23 protein-coding genes are annotated in these 23,835 nt (G+C 61.1%); 9 read left to right on the forward strand and 14 right to left on the reverse strand.

The window, feature by feature from the left end; genetic code table 11:
• The first annotated feature begins 231 nt into the window (after positions 1-231).
• Both ACP7C6_RS04830 and ACP7C6_RS04835 read left to right on the forward strand, forming a co-directional pair.
• The gene (locus ACP7C6_RS04830) at positions 232-450 is read left to right on the forward strand and encodes a DUF6434 domain-containing protein (protein WP_426108343.1); all 219 of its coding nucleotides are present in this window, start codon (positions 232-234) and stop codon (positions 448-450) included.
• A complete protein-coding gene (locus tag ACP7C6_RS04835) occupies positions 447-920 on the forward strand; it encodes a RidA family protein (RefSeq protein ID WP_426108344.1) in 474 nt (157 codons plus the stop codon). Before ACP7C6_RS04830 ends, ACP7C6_RS04835 begins: the two co-directional genes overlap by 4 nt.
• A gap of 117 nt (positions 921-1,037) precedes the next feature.
• Here ACP7C6_RS04835 and ACP7C6_RS04840 read toward each other — a convergent pair whose 3' ends face one another.
• Both ACP7C6_RS04840 and ACP7C6_RS04845 read right to left on the reverse strand, forming a co-directional pair.
• Entirely contained in the window at positions 1,038-2,747 is a 1,710-nt protein-coding gene (locus tag ACP7C6_RS04840; protein ID WP_068932829.1) for an amidase, read from the reverse strand.
• A gap of 54 nt (positions 2,748-2,801) precedes the next feature.
• Entirely contained in the window at positions 2,802-3,590 is a 789-nt protein-coding gene (locus ACP7C6_RS04845) for a helix-turn-helix domain-containing protein (protein ID WP_308907498.1), read from the reverse strand.
• Positions 3,591-3,673: 83 nt separating this feature from the next.
• Here ACP7C6_RS04845 and ACP7C6_RS04850 point away from each other — a divergent pair, with 83 nt between their 5' ends.
• Both ACP7C6_RS04850 and ACP7C6_RS04855 read left to right on the forward strand, forming a co-directional pair.
• On the forward strand, positions 3,674-3,979 hold the full coding sequence (locus ACP7C6_RS04850; RefSeq protein ID WP_028616358.1) for a DUF2834 domain-containing protein: 306 nt from the start codon (positions 3,674-3,676) through the stop codon (positions 3,977-3,979).
• Positions 3,972-4,406, forward strand: coding sequence for an MAPEG family protein (locus ACP7C6_RS04855; protein ID WP_426108345.1), 435 nt, complete (start codon positions 3,972-3,974; stop codon positions 4,404-4,406). Before ACP7C6_RS04850 ends, ACP7C6_RS04855 begins: the two co-directional genes overlap by 8 nt.
• On the opposite strand, the gene ACP7C6_RS04860 is transcribed toward ACP7C6_RS04855, so the two are convergent.
• The 3 genes from ACP7C6_RS04860 to ACP7C6_RS04870 form a co-directional block, all read right to left on the reverse strand.
• Positions 4,403-5,569 (reverse strand): GGDEF domain-containing protein, encoded by a 1,167-nt coding sequence (locus ACP7C6_RS04860; protein ID WP_122814586.1) that lies wholly within the window; start codon positions 5,567-5,569, stop codon positions 4,403-4,405. The two genes, ACP7C6_RS04855 and ACP7C6_RS04860, sit on opposite strands and share 4 nt — an antisense overlap.
• Before the next feature lie 101 nt (positions 5,570-5,670).
• The gene (locus tag ACP7C6_RS04865) at positions 5,671-6,795 is read right to left on the reverse strand and encodes a sensor histidine kinase (RefSeq protein WP_068932837.1); all 1,125 of its coding nucleotides are present in this window, start codon (positions 6,793-6,795) and stop codon (positions 5,671-5,673) included.
• A 114-nt stretch (positions 6,796-6,909) separates the two neighbouring features.
• Positions 6,910-8,121, reverse strand: a complete 1,212-nt coding sequence (locus ACP7C6_RS04870) for an MFS transporter (protein WP_028616354.1) — start codon at positions 8,119-8,121, stop codon at positions 6,910-6,912.
• Positions 8,122-8,219: 98 nt separating this feature from the next.
• Here ACP7C6_RS04870 and ACP7C6_RS04875 point away from each other — a divergent pair, with 98 nt between their 5' ends.
• Entirely contained in the window at positions 8,220-9,041 is an 822-nt protein-coding gene (locus tag ACP7C6_RS04875; RefSeq protein ID WP_028616353.1) for an AraC family transcriptional regulator, read from the forward strand.
• On the opposite strand, the gene ACP7C6_RS04880 is transcribed toward ACP7C6_RS04875, so the two are convergent.
• Genes ACP7C6_RS04880 through ACP7C6_RS04890 form a run of 3 tightly spaced genes read right to left on the reverse strand, consistent with a single transcriptional unit; the run spans position 9,034 to position 13,876 of the window.
• Positions 9,034-11,616 (reverse strand): bifunctional diguanylate cyclase/phosphodiesterase, encoded by a 2,583-nt coding sequence (locus tag ACP7C6_RS04880; RefSeq protein WP_426108346.1) that lies wholly within the window; start codon positions 11,614-11,616, stop codon positions 9,034-9,036. The genes ACP7C6_RS04875 and ACP7C6_RS04880 overlap by 8 nt on opposite strands.
• 26 nt (positions 11,617-11,642) lie before the next feature.
• Complete coding sequence (locus tag ACP7C6_RS04885) at positions 11,643-12,815, reverse strand: MFS transporter (protein ID WP_426108600.1); 1,173 nt, start codon at positions 12,813-12,815, stop codon at positions 11,643-11,645.
• 38 nt (positions 12,816-12,853) lie between these two features.
• Positions 12,854-13,876 (reverse strand): alpha/beta hydrolase, encoded by a 1,023-nt coding sequence (locus tag ACP7C6_RS04890; protein WP_028616351.1) that lies wholly within the window; start codon positions 13,874-13,876, stop codon positions 12,854-12,856.
• Between the two features lie 166 nt (positions 13,877-14,042).
• Here ACP7C6_RS04890 and ACP7C6_RS04895 point away from each other — a divergent pair, with 166 nt between their 5' ends.
• On the forward strand, positions 14,043-14,963 hold the full coding sequence (locus ACP7C6_RS04895) for an AraC family transcriptional regulator (RefSeq protein ID WP_028616350.1): 921 nt from the start codon (positions 14,043-14,045) through the stop codon (positions 14,961-14,963).
• Here the strand turns inward: ACP7C6_RS04895 and ACP7C6_RS04900 are convergent.
• A complete protein-coding gene (locus ACP7C6_RS04900; RefSeq protein WP_028616349.1) occupies positions 14,941-15,444 on the reverse strand; it encodes a GAF domain-containing protein in 504 nt (167 codons plus the stop codon). The genes ACP7C6_RS04895 and ACP7C6_RS04900 overlap by 23 nt on opposite strands.
• A 50-nt stretch (positions 15,445-15,494) precedes the next feature.
• Positions 15,495-16,997 carry a glycine betaine/L-proline transporter ProP gene (gene proP / locus ACP7C6_RS04905; protein WP_038849597.1) on the reverse strand — a complete coding sequence of 501 codons (1,503 nt, stop codon included), beginning with the start codon at positions 16,995-16,997 and terminating at the stop codon, positions 15,495-15,497.
• Positions 16,998-17,304: 307 nt separating this feature from the next.
• Here proP and ACP7C6_RS04910 point away from each other — a divergent pair, with 307 nt between their 5' ends.
• Positions 17,305-17,835, forward strand: coding sequence for a GNAT family N-acetyltransferase (locus ACP7C6_RS04910; RefSeq protein ID WP_426108347.1), 531 nt, complete (start codon positions 17,305-17,307; stop codon positions 17,833-17,835).
• A 143-nt stretch (positions 17,836-17,978) separates the two neighbouring features.
• Positions 17,979-19,382 carry an MFS transporter gene (locus tag ACP7C6_RS04915; RefSeq protein ID WP_068932850.1) on the forward strand — a complete coding sequence of 468 codons (1,404 nt, stop codon included), beginning with the start codon at positions 17,979-17,981 and terminating at the stop codon, positions 19,380-19,382.
• Positions 19,383-19,419: 37 nt separating this feature from the next.
• On the opposite strand, the gene ACP7C6_RS04920 is transcribed toward ACP7C6_RS04915, so the two are convergent.
• The 4 genes from ACP7C6_RS04920 to ACP7C6_RS04935 form a co-directional block, all read right to left on the reverse strand.
• Entirely contained in the window at positions 19,420-20,340 is a 921-nt protein-coding gene (locus ACP7C6_RS04920; protein ID WP_426108348.1) for a bifunctional helix-turn-helix transcriptional regulator/GNAT family N-acetyltransferase, read from the reverse strand.
• A gap of 70 nt (positions 20,341-20,410) precedes the next feature.
• Positions 20,411-21,703, reverse strand: coding sequence for a PQQ-dependent sugar dehydrogenase (locus ACP7C6_RS04925; protein ID WP_028616344.1), 1,293 nt, complete (start codon positions 21,701-21,703; stop codon positions 20,411-20,413).
• The gene (locus ACP7C6_RS04930; RefSeq protein ID WP_311892585.1) at positions 21,700-22,125 is read right to left on the reverse strand and encodes a DUF2231 domain-containing protein; all 426 of its coding nucleotides are present in this window, start codon (positions 22,123-22,125) and stop codon (positions 21,700-21,702) included. The genes ACP7C6_RS04925 and ACP7C6_RS04930 overlap by 4 nt, the downstream gene beginning before the upstream one ends.
• Before the next feature lie 87 nt (positions 22,126-22,212).
• On the reverse strand, positions 22,213-22,536 hold the full coding sequence (locus tag ACP7C6_RS04935; RefSeq protein WP_426108349.1) for a hypothetical protein: 324 nt from the start codon (positions 22,534-22,536) through the stop codon (positions 22,213-22,215).
• A 250-nt stretch (positions 22,537-22,786) separates the two neighbouring features.
• Between ACP7C6_RS04935 and ACP7C6_RS04940 the strand changes: the two genes are divergently transcribed.
• A complete protein-coding gene (locus tag ACP7C6_RS04940) occupies positions 22,787-23,815 on the forward strand; it encodes a UV damage endonuclease UvsE (protein ID WP_028616341.1) in 1,029 nt (342 codons plus the stop codon).
• Positions 23,816-23,835 lie beyond the last annotated feature (20 nt).

A 23,835-nucleotide genomic window follows, 5' to 3' on the forward strand; every position in this document is an offset into this window, starting at 1 on the left:
TTGTTGGGGGCTGGCACGACAGCTTAGGTCGTCGTACAACCATGCAATATTTCGGGTGGGCAAGGAAAGTGAAATTTCGAAATATCTTGAAAAGATTAGGCTTTAAGGCGATATAAAACACACGCAAACTTATACGATGTCCCAACACGCTGATCTAATCATGCCTCGCTTCCTGTGCAAGTAGCACATCGCTATGCTACTGCCGAAACCTGACACTGCCCGAGAGACAAAATGGATTTTGACTGGCACAGCGACACGCTCACCCGCGCCACTCCGGTAACCCCACACTACAAAAACACTCAAAACGTCCGCCGCTTCATGCGTGAACACTGCGGCCCAGGGTTTAAATTCGACCGGCCGTTCATGGCCTGGATTCGCAACGAGGTGCCCAAGACCCTGGGCGACATGGTGGATGAGTGGCAACGCCGAAACGAGGATTCACGCCCATGACACCCGACGAAAAATACCAGGCCGCCCAGCAACGCCTCGGCTATCAGTTGGATGAATTCAAAGTCGGTGGCAACTACACGCCACTGGTCCGGGACGCCAACCACCTGTACATCAGCGGCCAGATTCCCCGGGTCGGCGATGCCATCGTGCTGCCGGGCAAGGTCGGAGGCACCTTGACCTTGGCGCAGGCGCAAATCGCCGCCGGTATCAGTGCATTGCGCTGCCTGGGTTTGCTCAAGCAGGCCTTGGGTTCGCTGGACCAGGTCAAGGCAATCCTGCGCATCACCGTGTATGTGCGCAGTGCCGAAGATTTTGACCAGCAGAGTGAAGTGGCCAACGGCGCCTCGGATCTGTTGCACGAGATCCTTGGCAGCGCCGGGGTGCATACGCGTACGTCGGTGGGGGTGATGCAACTGCCGAAGTCGGCGGCAGTGGAGATCGATATGATTGCCGTCGCCCACAGCGCTTGATGTGACACGCGATTCAACTGTAGGACCCGGCTTGCCGGCGATGGCGTTGGTCCAGGCTGCGCAACCATCACAGTTAGACCGCTATCGCCGGCAAGCCGGCTCCTACAGGGAGGGTGTTTAGTCAGTTGCCAGCGGGGGTGTGCGCGGTGGAATCAGGCGTTTGCTGCCGGTTGACTCGTACGCCGAAGCAAACCGCAGCAACGCCGAATCGTCATATGCCCGTCCGGCAAACGTCAGCCCCACTGGCATGCCGATATCCGCCATCACGCCCATCGGCACGGTGACGGTCGGCACGCCGAGGTGGCGAATCGCGAGGTTGCCGTTGGCGACCCACACGCCGTTGCTCCAGGCGATGTCAGCCGACGCTTCATTCACGTCAGCATCCGCCGGGCCTACGTCAGCCACGGTCGGGAACAGCACGGCGTCGAGCCCGAGCGTGTCCATCCAGTCTTCCAGGTCGATGCGGCGGGTCTGTTCCAAACCGCGCAGGCCATCGGGGACCGTGCTGATCTCGTTCCACGGGGTGATGCCGCGTTCGGCCATGCGCACGTATTCGTCCATGCCGGCGGCCAAATCGTCCTCACGGTTGGGCAAGGTGCCGGGGTCGTGGGGGAAGATTTTCGGGCCGTCCACATCCGCCAGGCGGTTGAGGGCCGGGTCATTGTTGGCACGCAGGAAGTCATCAAAGGCCCAGGCCGACAGTTCCCACAGTTCATCGTGCAGGAACTCCTTGGAGACCAGTCCACGGGTGAACACGGTGGGTGCGCCAGGGCGGTCGCCTTCGCAGTTGGACACCAGCGGGAAGTCCACGTCGATGACTTCGGCACCGGCCGCAACCAGCGCCTGGCGCGCGTCGTTCCACAGGTCGATCACGCTGGCGCGGGTGTTGATCTTCTGCCCGGTAGGACCGCCGATGCCGGGTTTTTCACTGGTGCCTGCGTCAGGGTCGGCGTTGATGTACATGCGCGGCACACCAAAGCGTTTGCCGGCGAGGGATTCGCAACTCACGGCCAGTTCAGCGTAGGACGCCGGGCGCACCGAGGCGACGCTCGGGATCGGCACCCACGGCTGCAAACGCCACAGGTCGCCACGGGTGTCCGGGTCTTCGGCCACCACCACATCGAGCACTTCCAACAGGTCAGCCATGGTGCGGGCGTAAGGCACGACCACGTCCATGGTCGGTGTGAGCGGCCAGTTGCCGCGCACCGAAATCACGCCACGGGACGGGGTGTAGGCGCACAGGCCATTGTTGGACGCCGGGCCGCGTCCGCTGGACCAGGTTTCTTCGGCCACGCCAAACGCGGCAAAACTGGCCGCCGTCGCGGTGCCGGCGCCGTTGGACGAACCGGAGGCAAACGGCGCCGTCAGGTAGTCGGCGTTATACGGGCTTTCCGCCCGGCCATACACACCACGCTGCATGCCGCCATTGGCCATCGGCGGCATGTTGGTCTTGCCCAGGCAGATGGCGCCGCCGCCGCGCAGGCGTTCGATGGTGAATGCATCACGCTGGGCGACCAGGCGGGCAAACGCCGGGCTGCCGGAGGCGGCGGTCAGGCCCTTGACCAGGTAGCTGTCTTTGGCGGTGTAGGGAATGCCATCCAAGGGCCCCAAGATTTCGCCTTTGGCCCGGCGTGCATCGGACGCCTCGGCTTCTTTCAGGGCGTCGGGGTTGCGCACCACCACGGCGTTCAAGGCGGTGGCGGTCTGCGGGCCGTCATAGGCCTCGATCCGCGCCAGGTAGGCCTTGACCAGTTCAACGGCCGTGGTCTGGCCGGATTCAAGCGCAGCGCGCAATTGGGCAATGGAGACTTCGGTAACTTGCATCACGTTTTTTTCGCCGCCTTCAAGTGGGGGTATGGCGGCAGTCTACGTACAGATATTTCACAAAACCAGCGCCGCATACTCCGCATAGGCGCCACGCATCACCTGCCAGGTGGCCTCGTCAGCGGGAATCAGATGTTCGATCCGCAGGGAGGTGAGGGTAATGTCCTGGGGCATGCCAAACGTGGTGAAGGTGGACAAAAAACTCAGTTCACCCTGGCGTGAGCGCACGCGGGTCAGTACCAGCGGCGGCATGTGCGCGGGCAGTTCGGTGTTGGCCGGTGTCGGCAAACTCGCCAGTAATGCGGCCAGTTCGGGATTGCCCAGCGCTTCACGGGTGGCGCGCTGCCAGGCCAGCGCGCGGATCTCCTTGGCATTGATCAGGTGATCGCCCAGGCCGCCCGGCTGCAGCAGCGTCGACAGCAAGTTCACGCCCTCAGCGGCATCCGCCCGGATGCCCACTAATTCAAACAGCAGGCCGGTACTGGCATTCGCCGCCAGCACTTCCCACTGGCTGCCCAACAGGATGGCAGGGGCCGGATTGTTGGCGTGCAGCACATGGCTGACGGCTTCGCGGATTGCTGCCATGGCCGGCGAGGCGAGCGGGGTGGCGGTGTAGCGCGGTGCATAGCCGGCGGCGAGGAATACGCGGTTGCACTGCTCCAGCGGTGCCTCCAGTGCCGTCAACAGATTATGCAATGTGGCGGTGCCTGGTTTGGCGCGACCGGTCTCGATGCAACTGAGGTGACGCTGGGAAATGCCGGTGATCAGGGCCAGGTCGAGTTGGCTCAGCTTGGCGTGCCGGCGCAATTGGCGCAGCTGTTCGCCGGCAGTAACAAGGTTGTCCATGGCGGAATCATGACCTCCGAGGTCATTGCGAGGGTCCGAACCTTATCACTAACGTGGGCTTCCATCACTTCAAGGAAGAGACCATGAGCAGTCGCTTTATCGCCCTGGCCGGTTTGCTGGGATTTTCGTTCTACACCCTGGCGACGATGCTGACAGCCGAACAGTCGCTGTGGGCCTTTGGCCGTGAACTGATGTCACGGCCGGACACCGCGCAGGTGGTGATCGACCTGTATTTGATGGCGGTGCTGGCGTGTGTATGGATGTACCAGGACGCACGACGTCGCGGGCGCTCGGTGGTTTCGTTGCTGCCGTATTTTGTGCTGACGGCAGTGTTTGTGTCGGTGGGGCCGTTGCTTTATCTGGTGGTGTACGGGGGCCGTGATGAATGAGCTTTTGCACGTCTACGCACTCTGTGTGCTGGTGCTGTGCCTGAAGATGTTTGCGATTTCCTGTTATCAGGGGATCTTTCGGATACGGCACCAGGCGTTTACCAACCTGGAGGATGCAGCGTTCTTCAAGCGTGCTGCGCATTCAGCGGAACTGCCGCAAGTGATGAGGGCGACCAAGGCCTGGGCGAACGACTTGGAGAATATTCCACTGTTTTTCGTGTTGGGCGGGCTGTGTATTGCGTTGGGGGCGAGCGGCGCTGTGACGGCAGGGTTATTTGTCTGTTTTACCCTTGCACGGGTTGCGCATACGGTGATGTATCTGGTGGGGTGCCAGCCCTGGCGGACGCTCGCGTATGGGCTGGGCGCAATCTGCCTGCTCGGGCAGGGCGCCACTGTGGTTGCCAGGCTGATGGTGATTTCCACTTAACCATAGGGTGCGGTTCCCGTTCTATCCACCAACCGGATACTATCGCGCCCGCCACGCTTGGTTTCATACAGCGTGGTGTCGCCTTGCTCGATCAACGCCGTGAGGCTCGGTGGCGGCTGGTCGAACAGGTTGGCGCCGATGCTCAGGGTTACCGGCGCCGGCGTGGTGAAGGTCTGCGCGGCCAGCTTTTGGAACTGGTCGCGCAGGCTGCTGCCCAGTTCGACGATCTGCTCGGTGGACGCCGGGTTCAGCAGGATCACGAACTCATCCCCGCCCAGGCGTGCGGCCAATGCTCCTTGGGGCACCACGCTGCGAATCATCTCGCTCAAGGCGATCAGCAAACGGTCGCCGGCGGTGTGGCCGTAGAGGTCGTTGACCGACTTGAAGTTGTCGATGTCGATCAGCAGTAACGCGCCGGGTTGCGCCGGCGAGACCTGGGCCAGCAGGCGCGGTGCGCGCAGGTCGAGGGCGCGGCGGTTGTACAGGGCGGTCAGTGGGTCGCGGGCGGCGAGGCGGGCAATCTGTTGTTCGCGTCGGTAGCGTTCGGAGCCGGTCATCGACAACGCGATCAGCATGATCGCCATGGCGCCTTCCACCAGGGAAATCTGGATGATCTCGCCCTTGAACGCGGCGAGGTCGATCAAGGTGCCGGGGATCAGCACCGACAGCGCCTTGACCACATAAAACGCGCCGTGGATCAACAGCACATAGCGTAGTTGCACGGCGCCGATGCTCAGGGATTTGCCATGGGGCCGCAGTAAAAAGCTGGCGCGCAGGGTCGGCAACGCCACCAACAGCGACTGTACCGCTAGCATGGCTTTAGACCATGAAGGATCACTCGGCAGCATCAGCATGCAAAACCAGGCCACCAGCATCAGCAGCCACACGGGCGACAAGCGTGTTTGCGTGAATCGCGCCACACCGAGCAAGAACAGGAAATGCGCGGTCACCAGCAAGCCGTTGGCGAACCAGATGCCGATCATCAAATAGCCGTTGATGCGCAGCAGGGCGAGGGTGGAGCCGATGCTGATGGTGGCAAAACCGGCGCTCCAGCACAGCAGCGAAGGTTCGCGCACGCTGCGCCATTCAACGGCCAGGTACAGGGCGGCAGCGGCTGCCAGGGCAACGGTGAGTGCCAAAATCGTAGGAGGGTCGAGCGTCATGTGCTGCCGGGTCTGCCAGGGTTGCGTTGAAAACCGCGATTGTAAGCGTTCGCGCGAGGTTTTCGGAGGCTTACTGGCGAACGGCTATCAACGCATTCAATTTAACGCACTGGCAACGTCGCGCGGAACACCGTTCCCGACGCCAGATCTGACTCGACCTCAATTAAACCTTGATGGGAGGTGACAATTTCAGAGGCGATGAACAAGCCCAATCCAAGACCTTCCGCTGGGCCGTGTTCAATGACCGACCGTTGGGAAAAGCGCCCCATGGGATTGAAGATGAACGGCAGGACATCGGCAGAAATGGGGTTGCCACCGTTGCGCACAGTGAACACCACCGTCTCTGCGCGAGTCGCCAACTCGACTGTGATGGGTAACTGTGCATCGCCGTGTTGCACGGCATTACTGATGATGTTGGAAAATACCTGCTCCATGCGCGGGCCATCAAAGCTGCCAGTCGCCTGGGCTTTTGCTTCGAAGACGATGTTCGAAGCCGGGTGAAAGGCTCGGATCTCCTCGACAATGCGTTCACAGATCGGTGCAAGATCGACCTCAGTACGCTTGACCGGAATGCCTGGCCCCATCTGACAACGTGTCAAATCCAGCAGATCACCGACGATCTGGCTGGCACGTTGCACACTGGTATAGATCTGCGTGGCCACACGGCTGCCGCGCTCGTCCACAGTCGGCGAGCGCCGGAGCATGTCGGCGCCCAGCAGAATCGCGCCCAACGGCGTGCGCAGGTCGTGGCCGAGGATGCCCAGGAAAACATTGCGCGACGCTTCTACGGCACGTGAGTAACTGGCGATGGATTCTGCCAGTGCCTGGTCGATGGCTTCATGGAAGCGGTTCATGTCGTCGACTTCCAGCGCCGTACCGTGTTTGACCTGATCAAGCCACTGGCTGAGCACGCTGGTGCGCAACGCGCGGTATTCAGACACCATCTGGTCGATGGAGAAACCCGCCATCAAGCGTGTCACCGCGTGGGTTTCAGCCGGGCTTTCTTCGTCATTCTGCGGCGCCAGCCCTTGCGCCTTGTCAGTTTGCTCCTGCACGGTCTGGGTGGTGCGCAGGTCACTCACGATGGCGCGAAGCATCTGCTCGGCATGATCGCGCAAGCCTCCACGGTCGAGGTCGGCCCCAGGTGTCTGGATGGTGCGGGCAAAGTCTTCCCACGCCTGAAGGATCGGCTCGAGGTTCGCGAGAATGAAGTCAGGCAGGCGCATACGGGAGGTCCTTGGATGGGCAGAAGCTCACGGGAAACTGCCAAACAAGGATTTAAGCACGGAATGGCTATACGCAGGCGTCCTTGCCTGCGTCAGTCGTGGGCGTAGGCGCGATCAAATGCCTTTGGTGGAGGGTAACAAGACCGTCAGAATGCCCACCAGCGGCAGGAACGAACACAGCTTGTAGACGTACTCGATACCGTGGGTATCAGCGAGCAAACCGAGCAAGGCTGCGCCAATCCCGCTAAACCCGAACATCAGGCCGAAGAAGATCCCGGCGATCATGCCCACGTTACCCGGCACCAGTTCCTGGGCATACACCACGATGGCCGAGAAGGCCGACGCGATGATGAACCCGATCACCACGCTCAACACCGCCGTCCAGAACAGGTCGACGTAGGGCAGGGCCAGGGTGAACGGCGCGGCGCCGAGGATGGAGAACCAGATGACTTTCTTGCGCCCGATCTTGTCGCCGATCGGGCCGCCGGCGAAGGTGCCGACGGCCACGGCGCCGAGGAACAGGAACAGGTACATTTGGGAGCTTGCGACCGACAGCTGGAATTTTTCGATCAGGTAGAACGTGAAGTAGCTGGTCAGGCTGGTCATGTACCAGTATTTGGAGAACACCAGCACGGCCAGCACCACCAGGGCGAAGGTCACGCGGCCCTTGGACAAGCCGTGGGTCGCTTTGCCGCCTTGCTTGAGCTTGAACAGGTTGAGGTGGTTGCGGTACCAGCGGCTCAAACCGTAAAGCACCAAGATGGCGAACACTGCAAACAACCCGAACCAGGCGATATTGCCCTGGCCGTAAGGAATGATGATCGCGGCCGCCAGCAACGGGCCGAAAGCACTGCCGGTGTTGCCACCGACCTGGAACGTCGACTGCGCCAGGCCGTAGCGACCGCCGGACGCCAGGCGCGCAACGCGGGAGGTTTCCGGGTGGAAGGTCGACGAGCCGACGCCCACCAGGCCTGCTGCAAGCAGAATCGCCGGGAACGTGCCGACAAACGCCAGCATCAGAATGCCGATCAAGGTGCAGACCATGCCCGCCGGCAGCAGCCAGGGTTTCGGGTGGCGATCGGTGTGGTAGCCGATCCACGGCTGCAGCAGGGATGCGGTCAGCTGGAACGTCAGGGTGATCAGGCCCACCTGGGTAAACGACAGGCCGTAGTTGGCCTTGAGCATTGGGTAGATCGACGGCAGCACAGCCTGGATCAGGTCATTGATCAAATGCGCCAGGGCGCAGGCGCCGAGAACACGCATGACCAAAGGGCTGGCTTGGGGTGTGGTGGTTGCAGCGGCGGGTGACGCGGTGAGGGTCGACATGCAGGCATTCCATACAAGGCAGCTAATCAGAGGCGGCAACTTCTTAAGGTCGCCATCCATTACAAAATGATTCGGCGTTCATGCTAGATTCGTCAGGAATGCCTGTCTCGCGTAATTCGGGCGACAACCATCGCAAAAAGGGCGAAATCATCAAACCACTGAACGAATTCCTCCAGGAAATCAACGAAGGCGCCTGGGCGGTCATCAGTTCCGCCACGGATTATCCGGAAAACTGGGTGATCCCCGACCACAGCCACGAGAAGCACCAACTGCTCTACGCCATCGAAGGCGTGATGGTGGTGTACTCGGCGCTCAACCAATGGACTGTGCCGCCCAATCGCGGGATCTGGATGCCCGCCGGGCAGGTGCATTCCCTGCGTTGCGTGGGCACCCTGAAAATGCGCAGCGTGTTTGTGCGCCCGGATCGTTTCCCGAACATGCCCGGCGAGCCGAAGACGGTGAGTATCTCACCGCTGCTGAGTGAACTGATCAAGGCCTCGGTGAGCCTGAAACCGCCGTATGCCGAGGACTCGCGGGATGCGCGGATCATGCACCTGATCCTCGACGAGCTCGCCATCCTGCCGGCCTTGCCACTGTCCTTGCCGCAGCCCGCCGACCCGCGCCTGCAGCGCATTTGCCTCGCGTTGCAGGAAGAGCCCGGCGACGCCTCCACGGTCGCCCACTGGAGTGAGCGCCTGAACCTGGATCAGAAAACCATCCAGCGCCTGTTCCGCAAGGAAACCGGCATGACCTTCGGCCAGTGGCGCCAGCAGGCGCGGCTGCTGCTGGCATTGGAGAGGATTGCGGTGGGGGAGAAGGTGATCGATATCGCCCTGGAACTGGGTTACGAAAGTCCGAGCGCTTTTACCAGCATGTTCAAGAAACAGTTCGGCAAGACGCCGAGTCATTTCTTCAGGTAGGCGCCTGCGTGAGGTTGGCGTGCAGGTCCAACAGACCGTTGAACGCCTCAATGTCCAGCGGTCGGCTGAGGAAATAGCCTTGGCCCTCCTCACAGGCCACGCTCTTGAGTAATGCCAAGTGCTCGGCGGTTTCGATGCCTTCGGCTGTCACCGTCAGTGCCAGGGCCCGGCCCAGGCCGACAATCGCCTGGATGATCGCCTTGTCATCGTCGCTTTCTTCCAGGCGGGTCAGGAAGCTGCGGTCGATCTTCAAACCATCGAATGGGAACGCCCGCAGGTAGCTCAGGGATGAGTAACCGGTGCCGAAGTCATCCATGGCGATACGCAGGCCCAAGTGCTTTAGCGTATGCATGACCTCAAGTGCACCGTCGGTATCATCGAGCATGACGCTTTCGGTGATTTCCAGTTCCACCCGTGCCGGGTTGATACCCGACGTCGCCAATGCCTGGCGTGCGCGCTCGACCAGGTTGCCGCGCTTGAATTCGGTGGGTGACAGGTTCACCGACACAAACAGATGCTCTGGCCATTGGGCGGCACGCGCGCAGGCGGTTTCGAGTACCCAGTCGCTCAACGCCAGGATCAGCCCGGACTCCTCGGCAATCGGGATGAAGGTGTCAGGCGCGATCAGACCACGCACGGGATGTTGCCAGCGCACCAGGGCTTCGGCGCCGACCATTTGCCCGTCGGCGATGCGATAGCGCGGCTGGAAATGCAGGCGCAGCTCGCCGTGTTTGATCGCATAGCGCAGGTCGCTCTCCAAGCGGCGGCGTTCGATAATCCGCGCGTTCATGTCGCCGGAGTAGAACCGCCAGGTATTGCGCCCCGCAGCCTTTGCTTCGTACAAGGCAATGTCGGCGTAGCGCAGAAGTTCCGTGGCTTCACGGGTATCGGTGGGGGCGATGGCGATTCCGATGCTGGCGCTGACAAACACCTCCTGCTCGTCGATTCTGATCGTACGCTCGATGGATTCGATCAAGCGCTTGCACAGGGCTTCGACTTCGTCTTGAGTGCCTGCATCGGTCAGGATCAGTACAAATTCATCACCGCCGATTCGCGCGACCAGATCCCCATGGCGAACACAGTCCGCCAGGCGGGCCGACACTTCGTTGAGCACCCGATCACCGGCAGCGTGCCCAAGCAAGTCGTTGACCGGTTTGAACCGGTCGAGGTCCAGGCTGAGCATGACCAACGGCTGCTCCAACGACGACAAGGCCTTGAACTTGCCCTCCAGAAACGCCTGCAGGCGCGTGCGATTGGGCAGCCCGGTGAGGGCGTCATGCTGGGACAGGAACTCGATGCGTCGACGGGCCTCGACTTCTTCCGTTACATCGGTGGCCGTTCCGCGAAACCCGCCACATGGCATCTGCCGTGCGGACAGTCGAGTGCTGCGTTCCAGCCCCAATGCATCGACGTAACGACACTGCACGCTGATATCCGGGCGACGTTCGGGGGCGCTGAGCCACTGGGAGAGCAGGCCGCTTTCGGTCTCCAGCAAATCGTTCATTGTGGCGCCGATCCAAGCGTTGCGCACCAGCCCGGTCACGCCTTCAAAGCGTTCCGACAGGTAGGTAAAGCGCCAGCCGGCGTCGATTTCCCATACCCAATCGGAACTGGCTTCCACCACATCGCGAAAGCGGGCTTCGCTGGTGGCCAGGGCGTTCTGACTGTTCTGCAGCGATGAATGACTGGCGTCCAGGGCGAGTGCGGCGGCGGTGGTGCGCCGCGAAATGACCCAGGTCATCACGCACACCAGCAGCGCAGCCAGGCCCAGCAGCGGCAGGCCTACGCCCATCAGGCGCAAGCCGGGACGAGCCGGCTCCCAGTGGAGGCTGCCGGCCGAGCCGTTGTCGCCGAGGGGGAAGAGCAAGGTCTTGCCGATTTCATCGGCGGTGGCGACGTGCAGTTTGTCCACGCCGAATTCATCGCCGATCACCGCCAGTTTGGCGCTGTCGAGGATATCGATAAAGATCAGCACCGACGCTGTCCGGCCGTCGGGAAATACCGTGGGGTCGGTACCGGGGGTGATGGCGGCGGCAGCTACCAGTGCAGGGCTGCCGTGCACGTTGATAAAGGCCGTGGCGGGTGTCTCATTGTCTGCGCCCGCGCGAGCCTGCTCAAGAATCTCGGTGATGGGCCCACCGAGCCACTGGTTGAGTTCGACGGTCTGTAACTGGCCGTCAACGACGGCATACACCGTGCGGTTGGCGTCGTCGACCACGAACAGGCCTTGAAAGCCGAAATCATCGAACAGTGTGGCGCCGATGTTGCCCCGGATAAAGGCCCAATCAGCGTCTACCGTCATATGCAAATGCTTGTAGGCGTCACTCCAGAAGGCGTAGTCCTTGACCGTCACCCGCAGGGACTTTTCCAGCGACTGCACGGCTTTGCGGGTATAGAACGCACTTTCAGCCTGCTCGGAGCGGTCCAGTTCATGGGCCAGATAGACCAACGAGTAGGCCGCGGCGGCAAACACCACAGCCAGCAAGGCCATGAACCTGAAGAGTGAGGTGCGCGCCAGCGACAGACTGGTGCGATCGGAAAGCGAGCGGACGATAGGGGCGAGAGCGTTCGGCATAGTTTCCCGCAGGGCGTCGCTGCTTGTCAGGGGTATCCCTTGCTATCGGCAGCTCTGGCAAAACATTTAGACCGCCGGGGAGGGTGGCTGCTGGCGCGCGTTGCCAACCACGTCAATAGGGCCGCGACGCTCAGCACCGCAGCACTCAACTCGAATGTCGCCTGATACCCGCTCAGGTCGAACATCAGGCCGCCCACGATAGCGCCGGAAGCGATCGCCAGTTGGATGATCGCCACCATCAAGCCACCCCCTGTCTCGGCGTCGTCGGGCAGGGTTTTTGACAGCCAGGTCCACCAACCCACGGGGGCGGCGGTGGCGACCAGGCCCCAGAGCCCCAGTAATAGCGTGGTTATCGCTGTGGAACTGCCAAACATGACCAGCGCCAGCGCAATCCCGGCCATCACCAGCGGAATAATGCCCAGCGTCAGGAACAGGCTTTTTTTCAGGAAACGCTCAATCACCAACGTCCCCGCAAAACCAGCCAATCCCAGCACCAGCAAGATCAACGACAGCCCGGACGCACTTACCTGGGTGACGGCCTCCAGAAACGGCCGCAGGTAGGTGAACAACATAAACTGGCCCATGAAAAACACACTCACCGCCAGCATGCCCAAGGCCACCGGCGTGCGCTTCATCAAGTGCAGCAGGCTGCTGTTTTTGGCGACGCCTTGAGCCTTGATTGAAGGCAGGCTGATCATCAACCAGGCCGCTGCCAACGTCGCGATGGGGACGACGCAAAAGAACGCCCCGCGCCAGCCGATCAAGCCGCCGACAAAACTGCCCAATGGCGCGGCGATCACCGTCGCCAAAGCGTTGCCACCATTGACGATCGCCAGCGCACGCGGCACCTGGGGCTCAGGCACCAGGCGCATGGCCGTGGCGGCCGACAATGACCAAAAGCCGCCGATGGCCACGCCGATTAACGCACGGCCAAGCATGAACACCGGGTAATTCGGTGCCAGCGCCACCACGGTGCCAGAAACAATCATCAGCACGGTCAAGGCCAGCAAGAGGCGCTTGCGCTCGACCCGCGCCGCTACGCCTGCGATCAGCAGGCTGGTAAGCAACGCAAACAGACCAGACACCGAAATGCCCTGGCCGGCTTGCCCCTCGGTAATCTGCAAGTCGGCCGCCAGGGGCGTGAGCAGGCTTACGGGCATGAACTCGGACGCCACCAGGGCAAAGGCGGCGAGGGACATCGCGAGCACAGCGCCCCAGTTTTTCGGGGTGTCGGAGATCACTTCAAGTTGCTCCTGAAAAAGCTGGTCAGCTTGTCGAACGGGATCAGGCCGACTCGGTCGTACAGGTCCACATGGCCGGCATCCGGGATGATCACCAGTTCCTTGGGCTCGGCAGCACGCTGGTAGGCGTCCTCGCTGAACTCAAGGGAATGTGCATTGGCACCGGCAATCAGCAGCAGTGGTCGTGGGGAAAGCGTCTCGATGTCGTTGAACGGGTAGAAATTCATGAACTTAACGTTGCTGGTCAGCGTCGGCCGCGTGGTGTTTTGCGGCGAGGCACCCGCCGGGGTGAACGCACCACGCGGCGTGCGATAGAAGTCGTAGAACTCATCGCCCACGGCATCGCCGGTCAGGGTCTGAGGCGTGCCGCCGGTGTAGACGGTGTTGCCACCCTGGAACTCTACATAACGCTGGTTGGCGGCTTGCAGCAGTACTTGCTGGCGCTGCGCCAAGGTCACGCCGCGTTTAAGGCCGTTACGGTTGGCTGCGCCCATGTCGTACATACTCACCGTAGCGATGGCTTTGAGGCGCGGGTCGATCTTTGCCGCTGCGATGGCAAAGCTGCCGCTGCCGCAAATGCCAATCACGCCGATGCGCTCGCGGTCGACCATCGGGCGGGTGCCGAGGTAATCCACGGCGGCGCTGAACGCTTCACTGTAAAGATCGGGCAACACGGCATTGCGCGGCTCGCCAGCGCTTGCGCCCCAGAACGACAAGTCCAAGGAAAGGGTGACAAAGCCCTGCTCGGCCATTTTGGTGGCGTACAGATTCGCGCTCTGTTCTTTGACGGCGCCCATCGGGTGGCCCACGATGATTGCCGCATTTTTTGAAGAGGGGGCAAGGTGCTTGGGCACAAACAAGTTGCCTGCGACCGTCATGCCATATTGATTGTTGAAGGTGACTTTTTCGACGGTCACCCGCTCGCTTTGGTAGAAGTTGTTAGCACCATTGGACATATCGGCTCCCAGTGTCGACATTGAGGTCACCAGCAAACTCAGGGTGAGCAAGAGGCTTTTCATCGGGGGTTCCTCGAGAAGGTTGGTCCGCGCATTTTCCCGAGTGAGAGCAGGGTTCTGTAGTGCGTTTGACTGGAATACTTGCCTGATCCTCTGAGTCTTGTAGTTTGCCGGGGACGGCCATGGGCGCGACGGGGTAAAGTCCGATGAAGAGAGGAAAGAGCCTGTAATGACCACTCATCAAACATCCTTGAATGCGCTGATCCAGGCCATCGGCTCGCGCGTGCACGCGCCCGGTGACTACCCCATGCCGATTCCGGGCCTGGGTTTTTATCACCGTGATCAGCCTGCAACACCCGTCGTGTGCATGGTGGAACCGTGCATCGTGCTGGTCGCCCAGGGTGAAAAGCAGTTGTGGGTCGGTGGCGAGGGCTACCCGTATGACACGTCACGCTTCCTGGTGACCTCCCTGGACATTCCCGCCAACTCCGAAGTGCTGGCGGCCAGCCCAGAGCAACCGTGCCTGGGGCTCACGTTGAAGCTGGACTTGCGCATATTGGCCGAGCTGATCGCCCAGAGTGAGCTTCCGCCAACGCGGGAGCGGGCAGTGTTGAAGGGCGTGGGTATCGGCACGGTGACCGAGGGCATGCTGGCATCGTTTGCGCGCCTGGTGGCGCTGCTCGATGAACCTGAAGCCATCCCGGTGCTAGCGCCGTTGATTCAGCGCGAAATCCATTACCGGCTACTGAAAAGCGACCAGGCGAACCGATTGCGCCAGATCTGCTCCGTCGACGGCCAGGGGTATCGGATTGCCAAGGCCATCGATTGGCTGAAGCTCAATTACACCGCGGCCTTGCGCGTAGACGAGTTGGCCGCGCGCGTGCAAATGAGCGCAGCGACGTTTCACCATCACTTTCGCCAACTGACGGCAATGAGCCCGTTGCAGTATCAGAAGTGGCTACGCCTTAACGAGGCGCGGCGCTTGATGTTGAACGAGCATCAGGACGTGTCCAGCGCGGCGTTCAAGGTGGGCTATGAAAGCCCCTCTCAGTTCAGTCGCGAATACGGCCGGTTGTTTGGGGTGCCACCCAAACGTGATATCGCGGCGCTGCGTGGCAGGACCGAGGTCAATGATCGGACGTCAAATTAGCAAAGAATATGCACCCGATCAGCCGCGCAAACAGGTTCAGGGTTTCCGGCAGGTTGGGGTCCTCAAACAGCATCGCTCTTGAATCGAGCGCGCACAGAGCGCCAAACAGGCGGCCATCGGGCAGGAAAATCGGCGCGCCGGCATAGCTCTCAATGGCGAATTGCTTGACCACCGGGCGGGCTGCGAAGCGGCCGTTCTGGCTGATCTGCGGGATGAACAGGGTTTGCGGGTTGATGCAGAACTCGCTGCACAGGGTGGTTTCCAGATCGAGCACATCGTCGACATGGATGCCCATGTCCCCGGTGTCGTGCACCGAGCAGACTACCCATTCCAGGTCGGTGAACTTGGCGATGCCGGCAAAGCGCATCCCCGTCAGGCGGGTGACCAGTTGCAAGATGCTGGTGGTGGCTTCTATTTCGGCGATGGCAGCACGCTCATCGGCGCTGAGCAGGGACTGTGGTGCGGTGACGCTTGGAACCATGGGGATACTCCAGTAGCGTGGCGGCCCGAGCCGCCACGCGCTTTCAGGTGTTAGTTGATACGCGGATGTTGCTCGACCAGGTTCTTGCGCTTGGCCTCCAGTTCGGCAATTTCGGCATCGATGTCTTCGATCTTCTGCTCGATATTGTCGTGATGCTCCTGCAGCAGTTCCTTGGCTTCTTCCATGTCCGAAGCGGCCGGCGCTGCGCCACGCAGTGGCTTGTTGGCGGTTTCCTTCATGGTCAGGCCGGTGATCAGGCCGACCACGGCAAACACCATCAGGTAGTAAGCAGGCATAAACAGATCGTTGGTGCTTTCCACCAACCAGGCTACGGCGGTCGGGGTCACGCCAGCGATCAGCACCGACACGTTGAATGCACTGGCCAACGCGCTGTAGCGCAGGTGAGTCGGGAACATTGCGGGCAGCGTCGAGGCCATCACGCCGATGAAGAAGTTGAGGATCACGGCGAGGATCAGCAAGCCCGCGAAGATCAGGCCGATCTTGCCGCTGGTGATCAACATGAACGCCGGGATGGACAGGAACAACAGGCCGATACTGCCGGCGATGATGAAGGGCTTGCGGCCGATCTTGTCACTGATGAAACCAATGAACGGCTGTACGAACAGCATGCCGACCATGATCGCGATGATGATCAGCACGCCGCTGTTTTCTTTGTAGTGCAGGTTGTGCGACAGGTAGCTCGGCATGTAGGTGAGCAACATGTAGTAGGTCACGTTGGTCGCCGCCACGATGCCGATGCAGGTCAGCAGGCTGCGCCAGTGCTTGGTCGCCACTTCCTTGAACGAGACTTTGGGGCCGTGGGTCAAGCCTTCGCGGTCGCCTTGCTCCATTTTGTCCATGTGCTGCTGGAAGGCTGGGGTCTCTTCCAGCGCATGACGCAGGTACAGGCCGATAATGCCCAGGGGCAGGGCAAGGAAGAACGGCAGGCGCCAGCCCCATGACTCAAAGTCAGCTTCGCCCAATATGCTTGAGATCAGCACGACAACGCCCGCGCCCAGCACGAAACCGGCGATGGATCCGAAGTCCAGCCAACTGCCGAGGAAGCCACGCTTGCGGTCCGGGGCATACTCGGCGACGAAGATCGAGGCGCCGGTGTATTCACCACCCACCGAGAAGCCCTGGGCCATTTTGCACAGCAACAGCAAAATCGGCGCCCAGATACCGATGGAGGCGTAGGAGGGGATCAGGCCGATGGCAAAGGTGCTCAGGGACATGATCACGATGGTCGCGGCGAGGACCTTTTGCCGTCCGTATTTATCGCCCAGAGCGCCGAAGAACAGGCCACCCAGGGGACGGATCAGGAACGGCACCGAGAACGTGCCGAGTGCAGCGATCATTTGTACGCTGGGTGAGGCGTCGGGGAAGAACACTTTGCCGAGCACATAGGCGACGAAGCCGTAGACGCCAAAGTCGAACCATTCCATGGCGTTACCCAGGGCAGCGGCGGTGATTGCCTTGCGCACCTTGGTGTCGTCGACGATGGTGATGTCTTTCAATCCGATGGGCTTGACGCTTTTCTTACGTAATTTCATGCGGGACACTCTAAAGCAGAACAGGGGAGGTGCCATCGTTGCGATGGCACCGCTCTGTCAGTTCAGATACAAGCGGACATGAAATAATTCACCACTATTTTGCTTTTTTTGCATTCTTTGTGGTGAGCAGGCTTAGTGGTGATCGGGCTTGCTGTGGTGAGCGGGCTTGCCCCGCGCTGGGGTGCGAAGCGGCCCTAAATCCAGGCACCGCATTTTTGTCTGAAGAAATGCGGTGATTACATTGGGGTGGCTGCGCCACCCAGCGCGGGGCAAGCCCGCTCACTACAACTAAAGGAGAGGAATCCGAATGCCTGCTGCCGCCTCGCGCCTGACCTACCGTCGCCCACAACCCGGTGACGTGCAGCGATTGTTCGCGATCTACGGCGATCCGCAGACCAACCTGTTCAACCCCGCCGGCCCCATGGCCAGCCTGGAGGTTGCACAACGCCTGCTCGATCACTGGCTCAAACAGTGGGCTACCCAAGGCTACGGCTGGTGGGCGATTGCACGCGTCGAAGCGCCGGATCACATCATCGGCTTTGGTGGAATCGCGCCAATGGATTACCTGACCGAAAGACGCATCAACCTGGGTTACCGGTTTGCGGTGCAAGCCTGGGGGCAGGGCTACGCCACCGAGTTGGGCCGTGATGCATTAAAGCTGGCCTTCGAAACACTTGGATTGCCCGAAGTGTTCGGGTTGGTACGTCCGGATCACGCGGCATCCATCCGTGTACTGGAAAAGATCGGCATGCAGCCTTGCGGTACGCTCGATGATGTGCCGGGCAAGGCACCCAGCCTGGTACTACGCGTTCGTCATCCTACAACTGCTTTTGCCTGACATTTCGCATACCCGAGCAATACCTCGATAAACGGCAATTTTTCAGATTGACAGCGTTCAGGCGTCCCGATATAAAAGTCGCAGTTGTACGACGACATATGACGTTACATGTGTCCTACCTAACAAAAATAAAAAGTGATGCCATGAACTTGAACGAGCCCATCAACGCTCACCGCGTTGGCCAAGCTGTAGGCAACTATCGCTGGACCATCTGCGCGATGCTGTTCTTCGCGACTACCGTCAACTACCTCGACCGCCAGGTGCTCAGTCTCTTGGCCCCTCAGTTGTCCACGCAATTTGGCTGGAGTAACACCGATTACGCCAATATCGCGGCGGTGTTCCAGTTTGTCTACGCGATCTCCATGCTGTTCGCCGGGCGCTTTGTCGACAAGATCGGCACCAAGGCGGCTTATGTGGTGGCGATTGGTATCTGGTCCACGGGCGCCGTCATGCATGCGTTCTCGGTGCCGATGGGCGAGGGCATCGCTGCCATCAGCGGGGCGATAGGCCTGGCGGTGATCCCGGTGTCGATTGCGGGCTTCATGCTGTCCCGTGCGGTGCTGGCGATTGGCGAGGCGGGCAACTTCCCGATTGCGATCAAGGCCACCGCCGAGTACTTCCCCAAGAAAGAACGCTCGCTGGCCACCGGCATCTTCAACTCCGGCGCCAACGTGGGCGCGATCCTGGCGCCGATTTGCGTGCCGTTGATCGCCGGTCTCTGGGGCTGGGAAGCCGCGTTCATCGTGATTGGCGCGTTGGGTTTTGTGTGGGTGGCGGTGTGGATCGCGCTCTACCAAAAGCCGGATGAACAGAAGCGCCTGTCGGCGGCGGAGCTGGCTTACATCCGCAGCGACCAGACCGTGCAACCCTTCACCCCGGCACCGGCCGGCGCCGTGGAGAAGAAAGTTTCGTGGTTCAAGCTGCTCACTTATCGCCAGACCTGGGCCTTTGCCTTCGGCAAGTTCATGACCGATGGCGTGTGGTGGTTCTTCCTGTTCTGGTTGCCCACCTACCTGTCGGCGCAGTACGGCATGAAAGGCGCTGATATCGTCATGCCGCTGGCGGTGCTGTACAGCATGACCATGGTCGGCAGTATCGGCGGAGGCTGGTTCCCGAGCTACTTCATGGCACGCGGCGATGCGCCCTACGATGGCCGTATGAAAGCCATGTTGGTGATCGCGCTGTTCCCGCTGGTGGTGTTGCTGGCGCAGCCATTGGGCTATATCAGCTTCTGGGTGCCGGTATTGCTGATTGGCGTGGGCGCCTCGGCGCACCAGGCGTGGTCATGCAACATCTTCACCACGGTGTCGGACATGTTCCCGCAGAAAACCGTGGCCTCGGTGGTCGGTATCGGCGGCATGGCCGGCGGCCTGGGTGGCGTGGTAATGACCAAGATCGGCGGTTGGGTGTTCGACTACTACAAGTCCGTCGGCGACATCCATACCGGCTACATGATCATGTTCGCCATCTGCGCACTGGCCTACCTGGTGGCCTGGAGCGTGATGAAGACGCTGGTGCCACGTCACAAGGAAATCACTGACCTGTAAGGTCTTATGTCCCGCGCCGCAACGGCGCGGGACCACTTTACAGCGTGAGCGCCCAGGTCTGGCTGACCAGGGATTTGCCGAAGCTGTCTATCGTTTCTTCCTCGACCAACGCGAACCCGGCCTTCTGATACAGCTTGCGTGCATCGCCGAGGATGTCCACCGTCCACAGTTGCATGCGTCGGTAGCCGACCTGCCGGGCAAAGCGCACACACTCATCCACCAGCCGTTGGCCGATGCCCATGCCGCGCGCACTGGCGTCCACGTAGAGCATGCGCAGTTGGGCTGTGGTTTCGCCGTGGCGGATAACGAACACCGAACCCACCACTTCGCCGTCCTTTTCCGCGATCCAGCAACGCTCGCAGGTTGGATCAAATGCCCTCAGGTACTTGGCGACCGTCTCCGCCACTAATGCTTCGAACTCCCAGTTCCAACCGTATTCACGGGCATACAATGCGGTCTGTTGTTGCACCACCACGCCCATGTCGCCTGGCTGTGGGTCGCGTAGCAGATAGCTGGGCGCCGTGCCTTGCAGCAGGGCCTGGATGCGCTTCATCGCGTCGGTGAGTTGCCGCTGTTGGGCTTCCGGCAGGTTGTCGAGCAGGGCGATGACTTCGCTTTGGGTCTGCTGTTCCAGCGGCGCCAGCACCGCACGGCCGTGGTCGGTGAGGTGCAGTTGCACCGCTCGGGCATCGGTGGCGGAGCGGACTTTCTGGATCAGGCCCTTCTTTTCGAAACCACTGGTCAATCGGCTCAGGTAACCCGCGTCGAGGCTGAGCATCTGGCACAGGTCGGCGCTGGTGAGATCACCACGGGTGGACAATTCGTACATCACGCGGATTTCGGTGAGCGAATAGTCGCTCTGCAGCAGATGTTCCTGCAGCACGCCGATCTGGTGGGTGTAGAAGCGATTGAAGCCGCGCACGATGCCGGCGCGTTCGACAAGCAGGGGAGTGGACATGCGGGAATGCTCGAATGGTTGCCTAAAGCAATTATATTGTTGCTTCAGGCAACCATGTCAAACACTTTGCTTAGCGGTTACGCGTCACCCGCCAAAGGGTGTTGGCCAAGTCATCGGCAATGATCAGCGCACCTTTGGGGTCCACCGTCACACCGACGGGGCGGCCACGGGTCTTGCCGTCGTCTCCGCGAAAGCCGGTGGCAAAGTCGATCGGTTCGCCGGACGGCTTGCCGTTGCTGAACGGCACGAAGATCACTTTGTAGCCCACCGGGTTGTCGCGGTTCCAACTGCCGTGCTCACCGACAAACACGCCGTCAGCGAACTGCTCGCCCATTTGCGGGATGGAGAAGTCCACGCCGAGCGCTGCCACATGGGAGCCCAGGCTGTAATCCGGCTTGATCGCGGCGGCGACCTTGGCCGGGTTCTGCGGCTGGGCACGTGGGTCGACATTCTGGCCCCAGTAGCTGTAGGGCCAGCCATAGAACGCGCCTTCACGCACCGAGGTCAGGTAGTCCGGCACCAAGTCGGGGCCCAGTTCGTCGCGTTCGTTGACCACGGTCCAGAGTTGCCCGGTGTCCGGCTGGATCGTCAGTGCCGTCGGGTTGCGCAGGCCTGTTGCATAAGGCTTGTGCGCGCCAGTGGCGGCGTCGATCTGCCAGACCATTGCGCGATCGATCTCCACTTCCATGCCACGTTCGGTAACGTTGCTGTTGGAGCCGATACCCACGTAAAGCTGACTGCCATCTGCACTCACCGCCAGGGATTTTGTCCAGTGGTGGTTGATCTGCGCCGGCAGGTCGGTGACCTTGGTGGGCGGGCCAGATGCCTTGGTCTGGCCGTCGGCGTAGTCGAAACTCACCAGCGCATCCTGGTTGGCCACGTAGAGCTTGCCGTTGGCAAACGCCAGGCCGTACGGCGCGTTGAGGTTTTCGGCGAACACGGTCTTGAGTTCATAGGTGCCGTCACCGTCGGCGTCACGCAGCAAGGTCAGGCGGTTGCCGCCTTTGACCTTGGTGTTGCCTTCGGCCTTGATCAGGCTGGCGATCACATCCTTGGGCTTGAGCTTGGCCGCACTGCCGCCACGGCCTTCAGCGACGAGGATGTCGCCGTTGGGAAGCACCAGGGTCTGGCGCGGTATGGCCAGGTCGGTGGCGATAGCGGTCACGCTGTAGCCTTCCGGGACCTTGGGTTTTTGCTCGCCCCACGGCACTGGTTCGGCAATCTTCATGCTCGGCAGCAGGCTGCTTTGCTGCTCCGGCAGTTTGGGGTCAGGGCCGCGGGCCTGGGTCTTGTCGCCTTCGCCACCGCAGGCGGTCAGCAACAGGGCGGCGCTCAACAGGGTCAGGGTGCTGGACGTTTTCATTTGGCATCTCCCGAACGCAGGTCAGACAGGCCGATCCACGCAGCCACCAGTGCCAGCAGCGTAACGATCACCGACAGCACCAGGCCGGCGGGCATCATGGCGTATGCATCCTTGGCATGCTGGAAAGCATTGATCAAACCCAGTACCCAGGCCGCCAGCAGCAACAGGAAGTAAGTGGCAGGTCGTCCGGATTTGCGCCGCGCACGAAGCAGGTTGACCAGCGCGAACAACAGCGCGAACCCACTGAACACCAAGGCGCCGGCAATCAGCCAGGAAGCGAAGTTGGCCCATTGAATCTGGTAGGTCTGGCCGTAGGCAACGTCGCTGAGCAGGGCACCCAGAAACAACGGTACGCTGCCAGCCAGCAAGAGTGCATGCAGCGGGCCTGGCCGTGTTGCGTAGTAGGCGGGGAGGGTAGTCATGGGGGGCGGCTCCTTATCGTTCAGCGCTCCTGGATTCAGGGCGCAATGACTTCGCATAGGAAAGGAGCGTGGCGTTCGCGGGAAAGTTCACTGGGGTTTCATGTCCAGATGTTTTTCAAACCATTGGGCATAAGGCGTATTGGCAACCTGACAGCGATTGAAGTCCGGGCTGCCATCGCTCCACCAGACGGGGCCGCGTTCGCCAAGGTCGACCTTGGCACCGTGCACCTGGTGTCGCGCCACCCTCAGTTGTTGCGGGTCACCCGAGGCCTTGGCCGCCTTGACGGCACGGCGCGCGTCCATCAATGCACTGACCAGGCGCTGGCGGGTGTCTTCGTCCAGCGCCGGGTTGGTGCAGCGCCAGAGTTGGCCCTTGACCACAAAATAGCGCCCATCCGGCGTGCTAATCATGGTGCCAGCGTACCACCCGCAGTACGCCCCACATCATCGAAAACACAATCGCCATCCATCCGGCAAACAGGCTGAAGAGTGTCATTGCAAGGTTCATAGCCACCTCCGTTGCGTTGTCGTCTCGCTGTTGTCCTTATAGGTGACTGCCTGCGAAAACCAGGATTCAACTTATTTTCCAGAGTGAACCCCTGGCGGTGTTACCCACCTAAGCTCTTATAATTCCCACGATTGTTCACCTCCAGGCCTCTCCATGACCCACCCTCGAATCGGCTTCGCGTGCCAGTACAAGCACCCCGAACGCCTGCTGTCGGCCAGCGCCTTGAAGTTGATCGAAGGCCCCTTCAACCCGCGCACCACCACGTTGCGCTGGATGGACAGTGTCACGCCCCAAGTGGCCCGCGACAAATTGGTGGAGGTGGTCACCCACAACCTGGCGGCTCAATTGCGCCTGTTGGCGTATGTCGCCGAATTGCCGCCAACCTTGCGCATGCTGCGCCTGAGCAGCGATCTGTTGCCGTTCTACAGCCATCCGAAAATCGCCGCGGTGTACAAGGACCCGGCCATCGAGCATCAGTTGGTCGAGGGGTTTGCCGCGATCGGTGACTTGGCGCGCGCTGCGGATATCCGCCTGTCGTTCCACCCCGGCCAGTACTGTGTGCTGGGTTCGGAGAACCCTGGCGTGGTGGAAAACAGCCTGGCCGAATTCGAATACCACGCCGACATGATCCGCATGATGGGCTACGGCCGACGCTTCCAGGACCTCAAGTGCAACGTGCATATCGCCGGTCGCCTTGGTGTGGCGGGTACCCGCGCGGTGTGGGCGCGCCTGTCGGAAGTGGCGCGCAACTGCATTACCTTCGAGAACGACGAGAAGACCTACGGCCTGGACCACTGCCTGCAAGTCGCGGACCTGGCGCCAGTGGTGCTGGACATCCACCACTGCTGGATCAATGAAAACGACTACATCGACCCCCACTCGGAACGGGTCGCCCGTGTGATCGAAAGCTGGCGCGGCGTTCGCCCGACCATGCACTACTCCCAACCGCAGGAGAGCCTGCAGGAGCTGGGGTTCGACGCCGAGCACAAGCTGGAAATGGACGCGCTGTTGCAGGTGGTTTCCAAGCGCGACCTCTACGCCCACAGCGCGCAAATGTGGAACCGCTGGACCAACGATTACGCGCTGCAGTTTCTCGACCGCTTCGACATCATGCTCGAAGCCAAGGACAAGAACGTCGCGGCCCTCGCGTTCTACGCGCACTGGCAGCGGCGCGTTGTGTGATCAACCCCCAGCGTGCATGC

It is taken from the genome of Pseudomonas sp. TWR1-1-4, assembly GCF_049897165.1.
In the GTDB taxonomy this organism is placed as follows: Bacteria; Pseudomonadota; Gammaproteobacteria; order Pseudomonadales; family Pseudomonadaceae; genus Aquipseudomonas; species Aquipseudomonas canadensis.

What these genes read in the sequence shown, in the direction of transcription:
- ACP7C6_RS04925 (WP_028616344.1), bottom strand. Translation starts at nt 21,703, where the DNA reads ATGAAAACGTCCAGCACCCTGACCCTGTTGAGCGCCGCCCTGTTGCTG.
- ACP7C6_RS04920 (WP_426108348.1), bottom strand. Translation starts at nt 20,340, where the DNA reads ATGTCCACTCCCCTGCTTGTCGAACGCGCCGGCATCGTGCGCGGCTTC.
- ACP7C6_RS04880 (WP_426108346.1), bottom strand. Translation starts at nt 11,616, where the DNA reads ATGCCGAACGCTCTCGCCCCTATCGTCCGCTCGCTTTCCGATCGCACC.
- ACP7C6_RS04900 (WP_028616349.1), bottom strand. Translation starts at nt 15,444, where the DNA reads ATGGTTCCAAGCGTCACCGCACCACAGTCCCTGCTCAGCGCCGATGAG.
- proP (WP_038849597.1), bottom strand. Translation starts at nt 16,997, where the DNA reads ATGAAATTACGTAAGAAAAGCGTCAAGCCCATCGGATTGAAAGACATC.
- ACP7C6_RS04890 (WP_028616351.1), bottom strand. Translation starts at nt 13,876, where the DNA reads ATGAAAAGCCTCTTGCTCACCCTGAGTTTGCTGGTGACCTCAATGTCG.
- ACP7C6_RS04835 (WP_426108344.1), top strand. Translation starts at nt 447, where the DNA reads ATGACACCCGACGAAAAATACCAGGCCGCCCAGCAACGCCTCGGCTAT.
- ACP7C6_RS04845 (WP_308907498.1), bottom strand. Translation starts at nt 3,590, where the DNA reads ATGGACAACCTTGTTACTGCCGGCGAACAGCTGCGCCAATTGCGCCGG.
- ACP7C6_RS04830 (WP_426108343.1), top strand. Translation starts at nt 232, where the DNA reads ATGGATTTTGACTGGCACAGCGACACGCTCACCCGCGCCACTCCGGTA.
- ACP7C6_RS04910 (WP_426108347.1), top strand. Translation starts at nt 17,305, where the DNA reads ATGCCTGCTGCCGCCTCGCGCCTGACCTACCGTCGCCCACAACCCGGT.
- ACP7C6_RS04855 (WP_426108345.1), top strand. Translation starts at nt 3,972, where the DNA reads ATGAATGAGCTTTTGCACGTCTACGCACTCTGTGTGCTGGTGCTGTGC.
- ACP7C6_RS04860 (WP_122814586.1), bottom strand. Translation starts at nt 5,569, where the DNA reads ATGACGCTCGACCCTCCTACGATTTTGGCACTCACCGTTGCCCTGGCA.
- ACP7C6_RS04940 (WP_028616341.1), top strand. Translation starts at nt 22,787, where the DNA reads ATGACCCACCCTCGAATCGGCTTCGCGTGCCAGTACAAGCACCCCGAA.
- ACP7C6_RS04930 (WP_311892585.1), bottom strand. Translation starts at nt 22,125, where the DNA reads ATGACTACCCTCCCCGCCTACTACGCAACACGGCCAGGCCCGCTGCAT.
- ACP7C6_RS04850 (WP_028616358.1), top strand. Translation starts at nt 3,674, where the DNA reads ATGAGCAGTCGCTTTATCGCCCTGGCCGGTTTGCTGGGATTTTCGTTC.
- ACP7C6_RS04895 (WP_028616350.1), top strand. Translation starts at nt 14,043, where the DNA reads ATGACCACTCATCAAACATCCTTGAATGCGCTGATCCAGGCCATCGGC.
- ACP7C6_RS04875 (WP_028616353.1), top strand. Translation starts at nt 8,220, where the DNA reads ATGCCTGTCTCGCGTAATTCGGGCGACAACCATCGCAAAAAGGGCGAA.
- ACP7C6_RS04885 (WP_426108600.1), bottom strand. Translation starts at nt 12,815, where the DNA reads ATGTCCCTCGCCGCCTTTGCCCTGGTGGCGTCCGAGTTCATGCCCGTA.
- ACP7C6_RS04870 (WP_028616354.1), bottom strand. Translation starts at nt 8,121, where the DNA reads ATGTCGACCCTCACCGCGTCACCCGCCGCTGCAACCACCACACCCCAA.
- ACP7C6_RS04915 (WP_068932850.1), top strand. Translation starts at nt 17,979, where the DNA reads ATGAACTTGAACGAGCCCATCAACGCTCACCGCGTTGGCCAAGCTGTA.
- ACP7C6_RS04935 (WP_426108349.1), bottom strand. Translation starts at nt 22,536, where the DNA reads ATGATTAGCACGCCGGATGGGCGCTATTTTGTGGTCAAGGGCCAACTC.
- ACP7C6_RS04865 (WP_068932837.1), bottom strand. Translation starts at nt 6,795, where the DNA reads ATGCGCCTGCCTGACTTCATTCTCGCGAACCTCGAGCCGATCCTTCAG.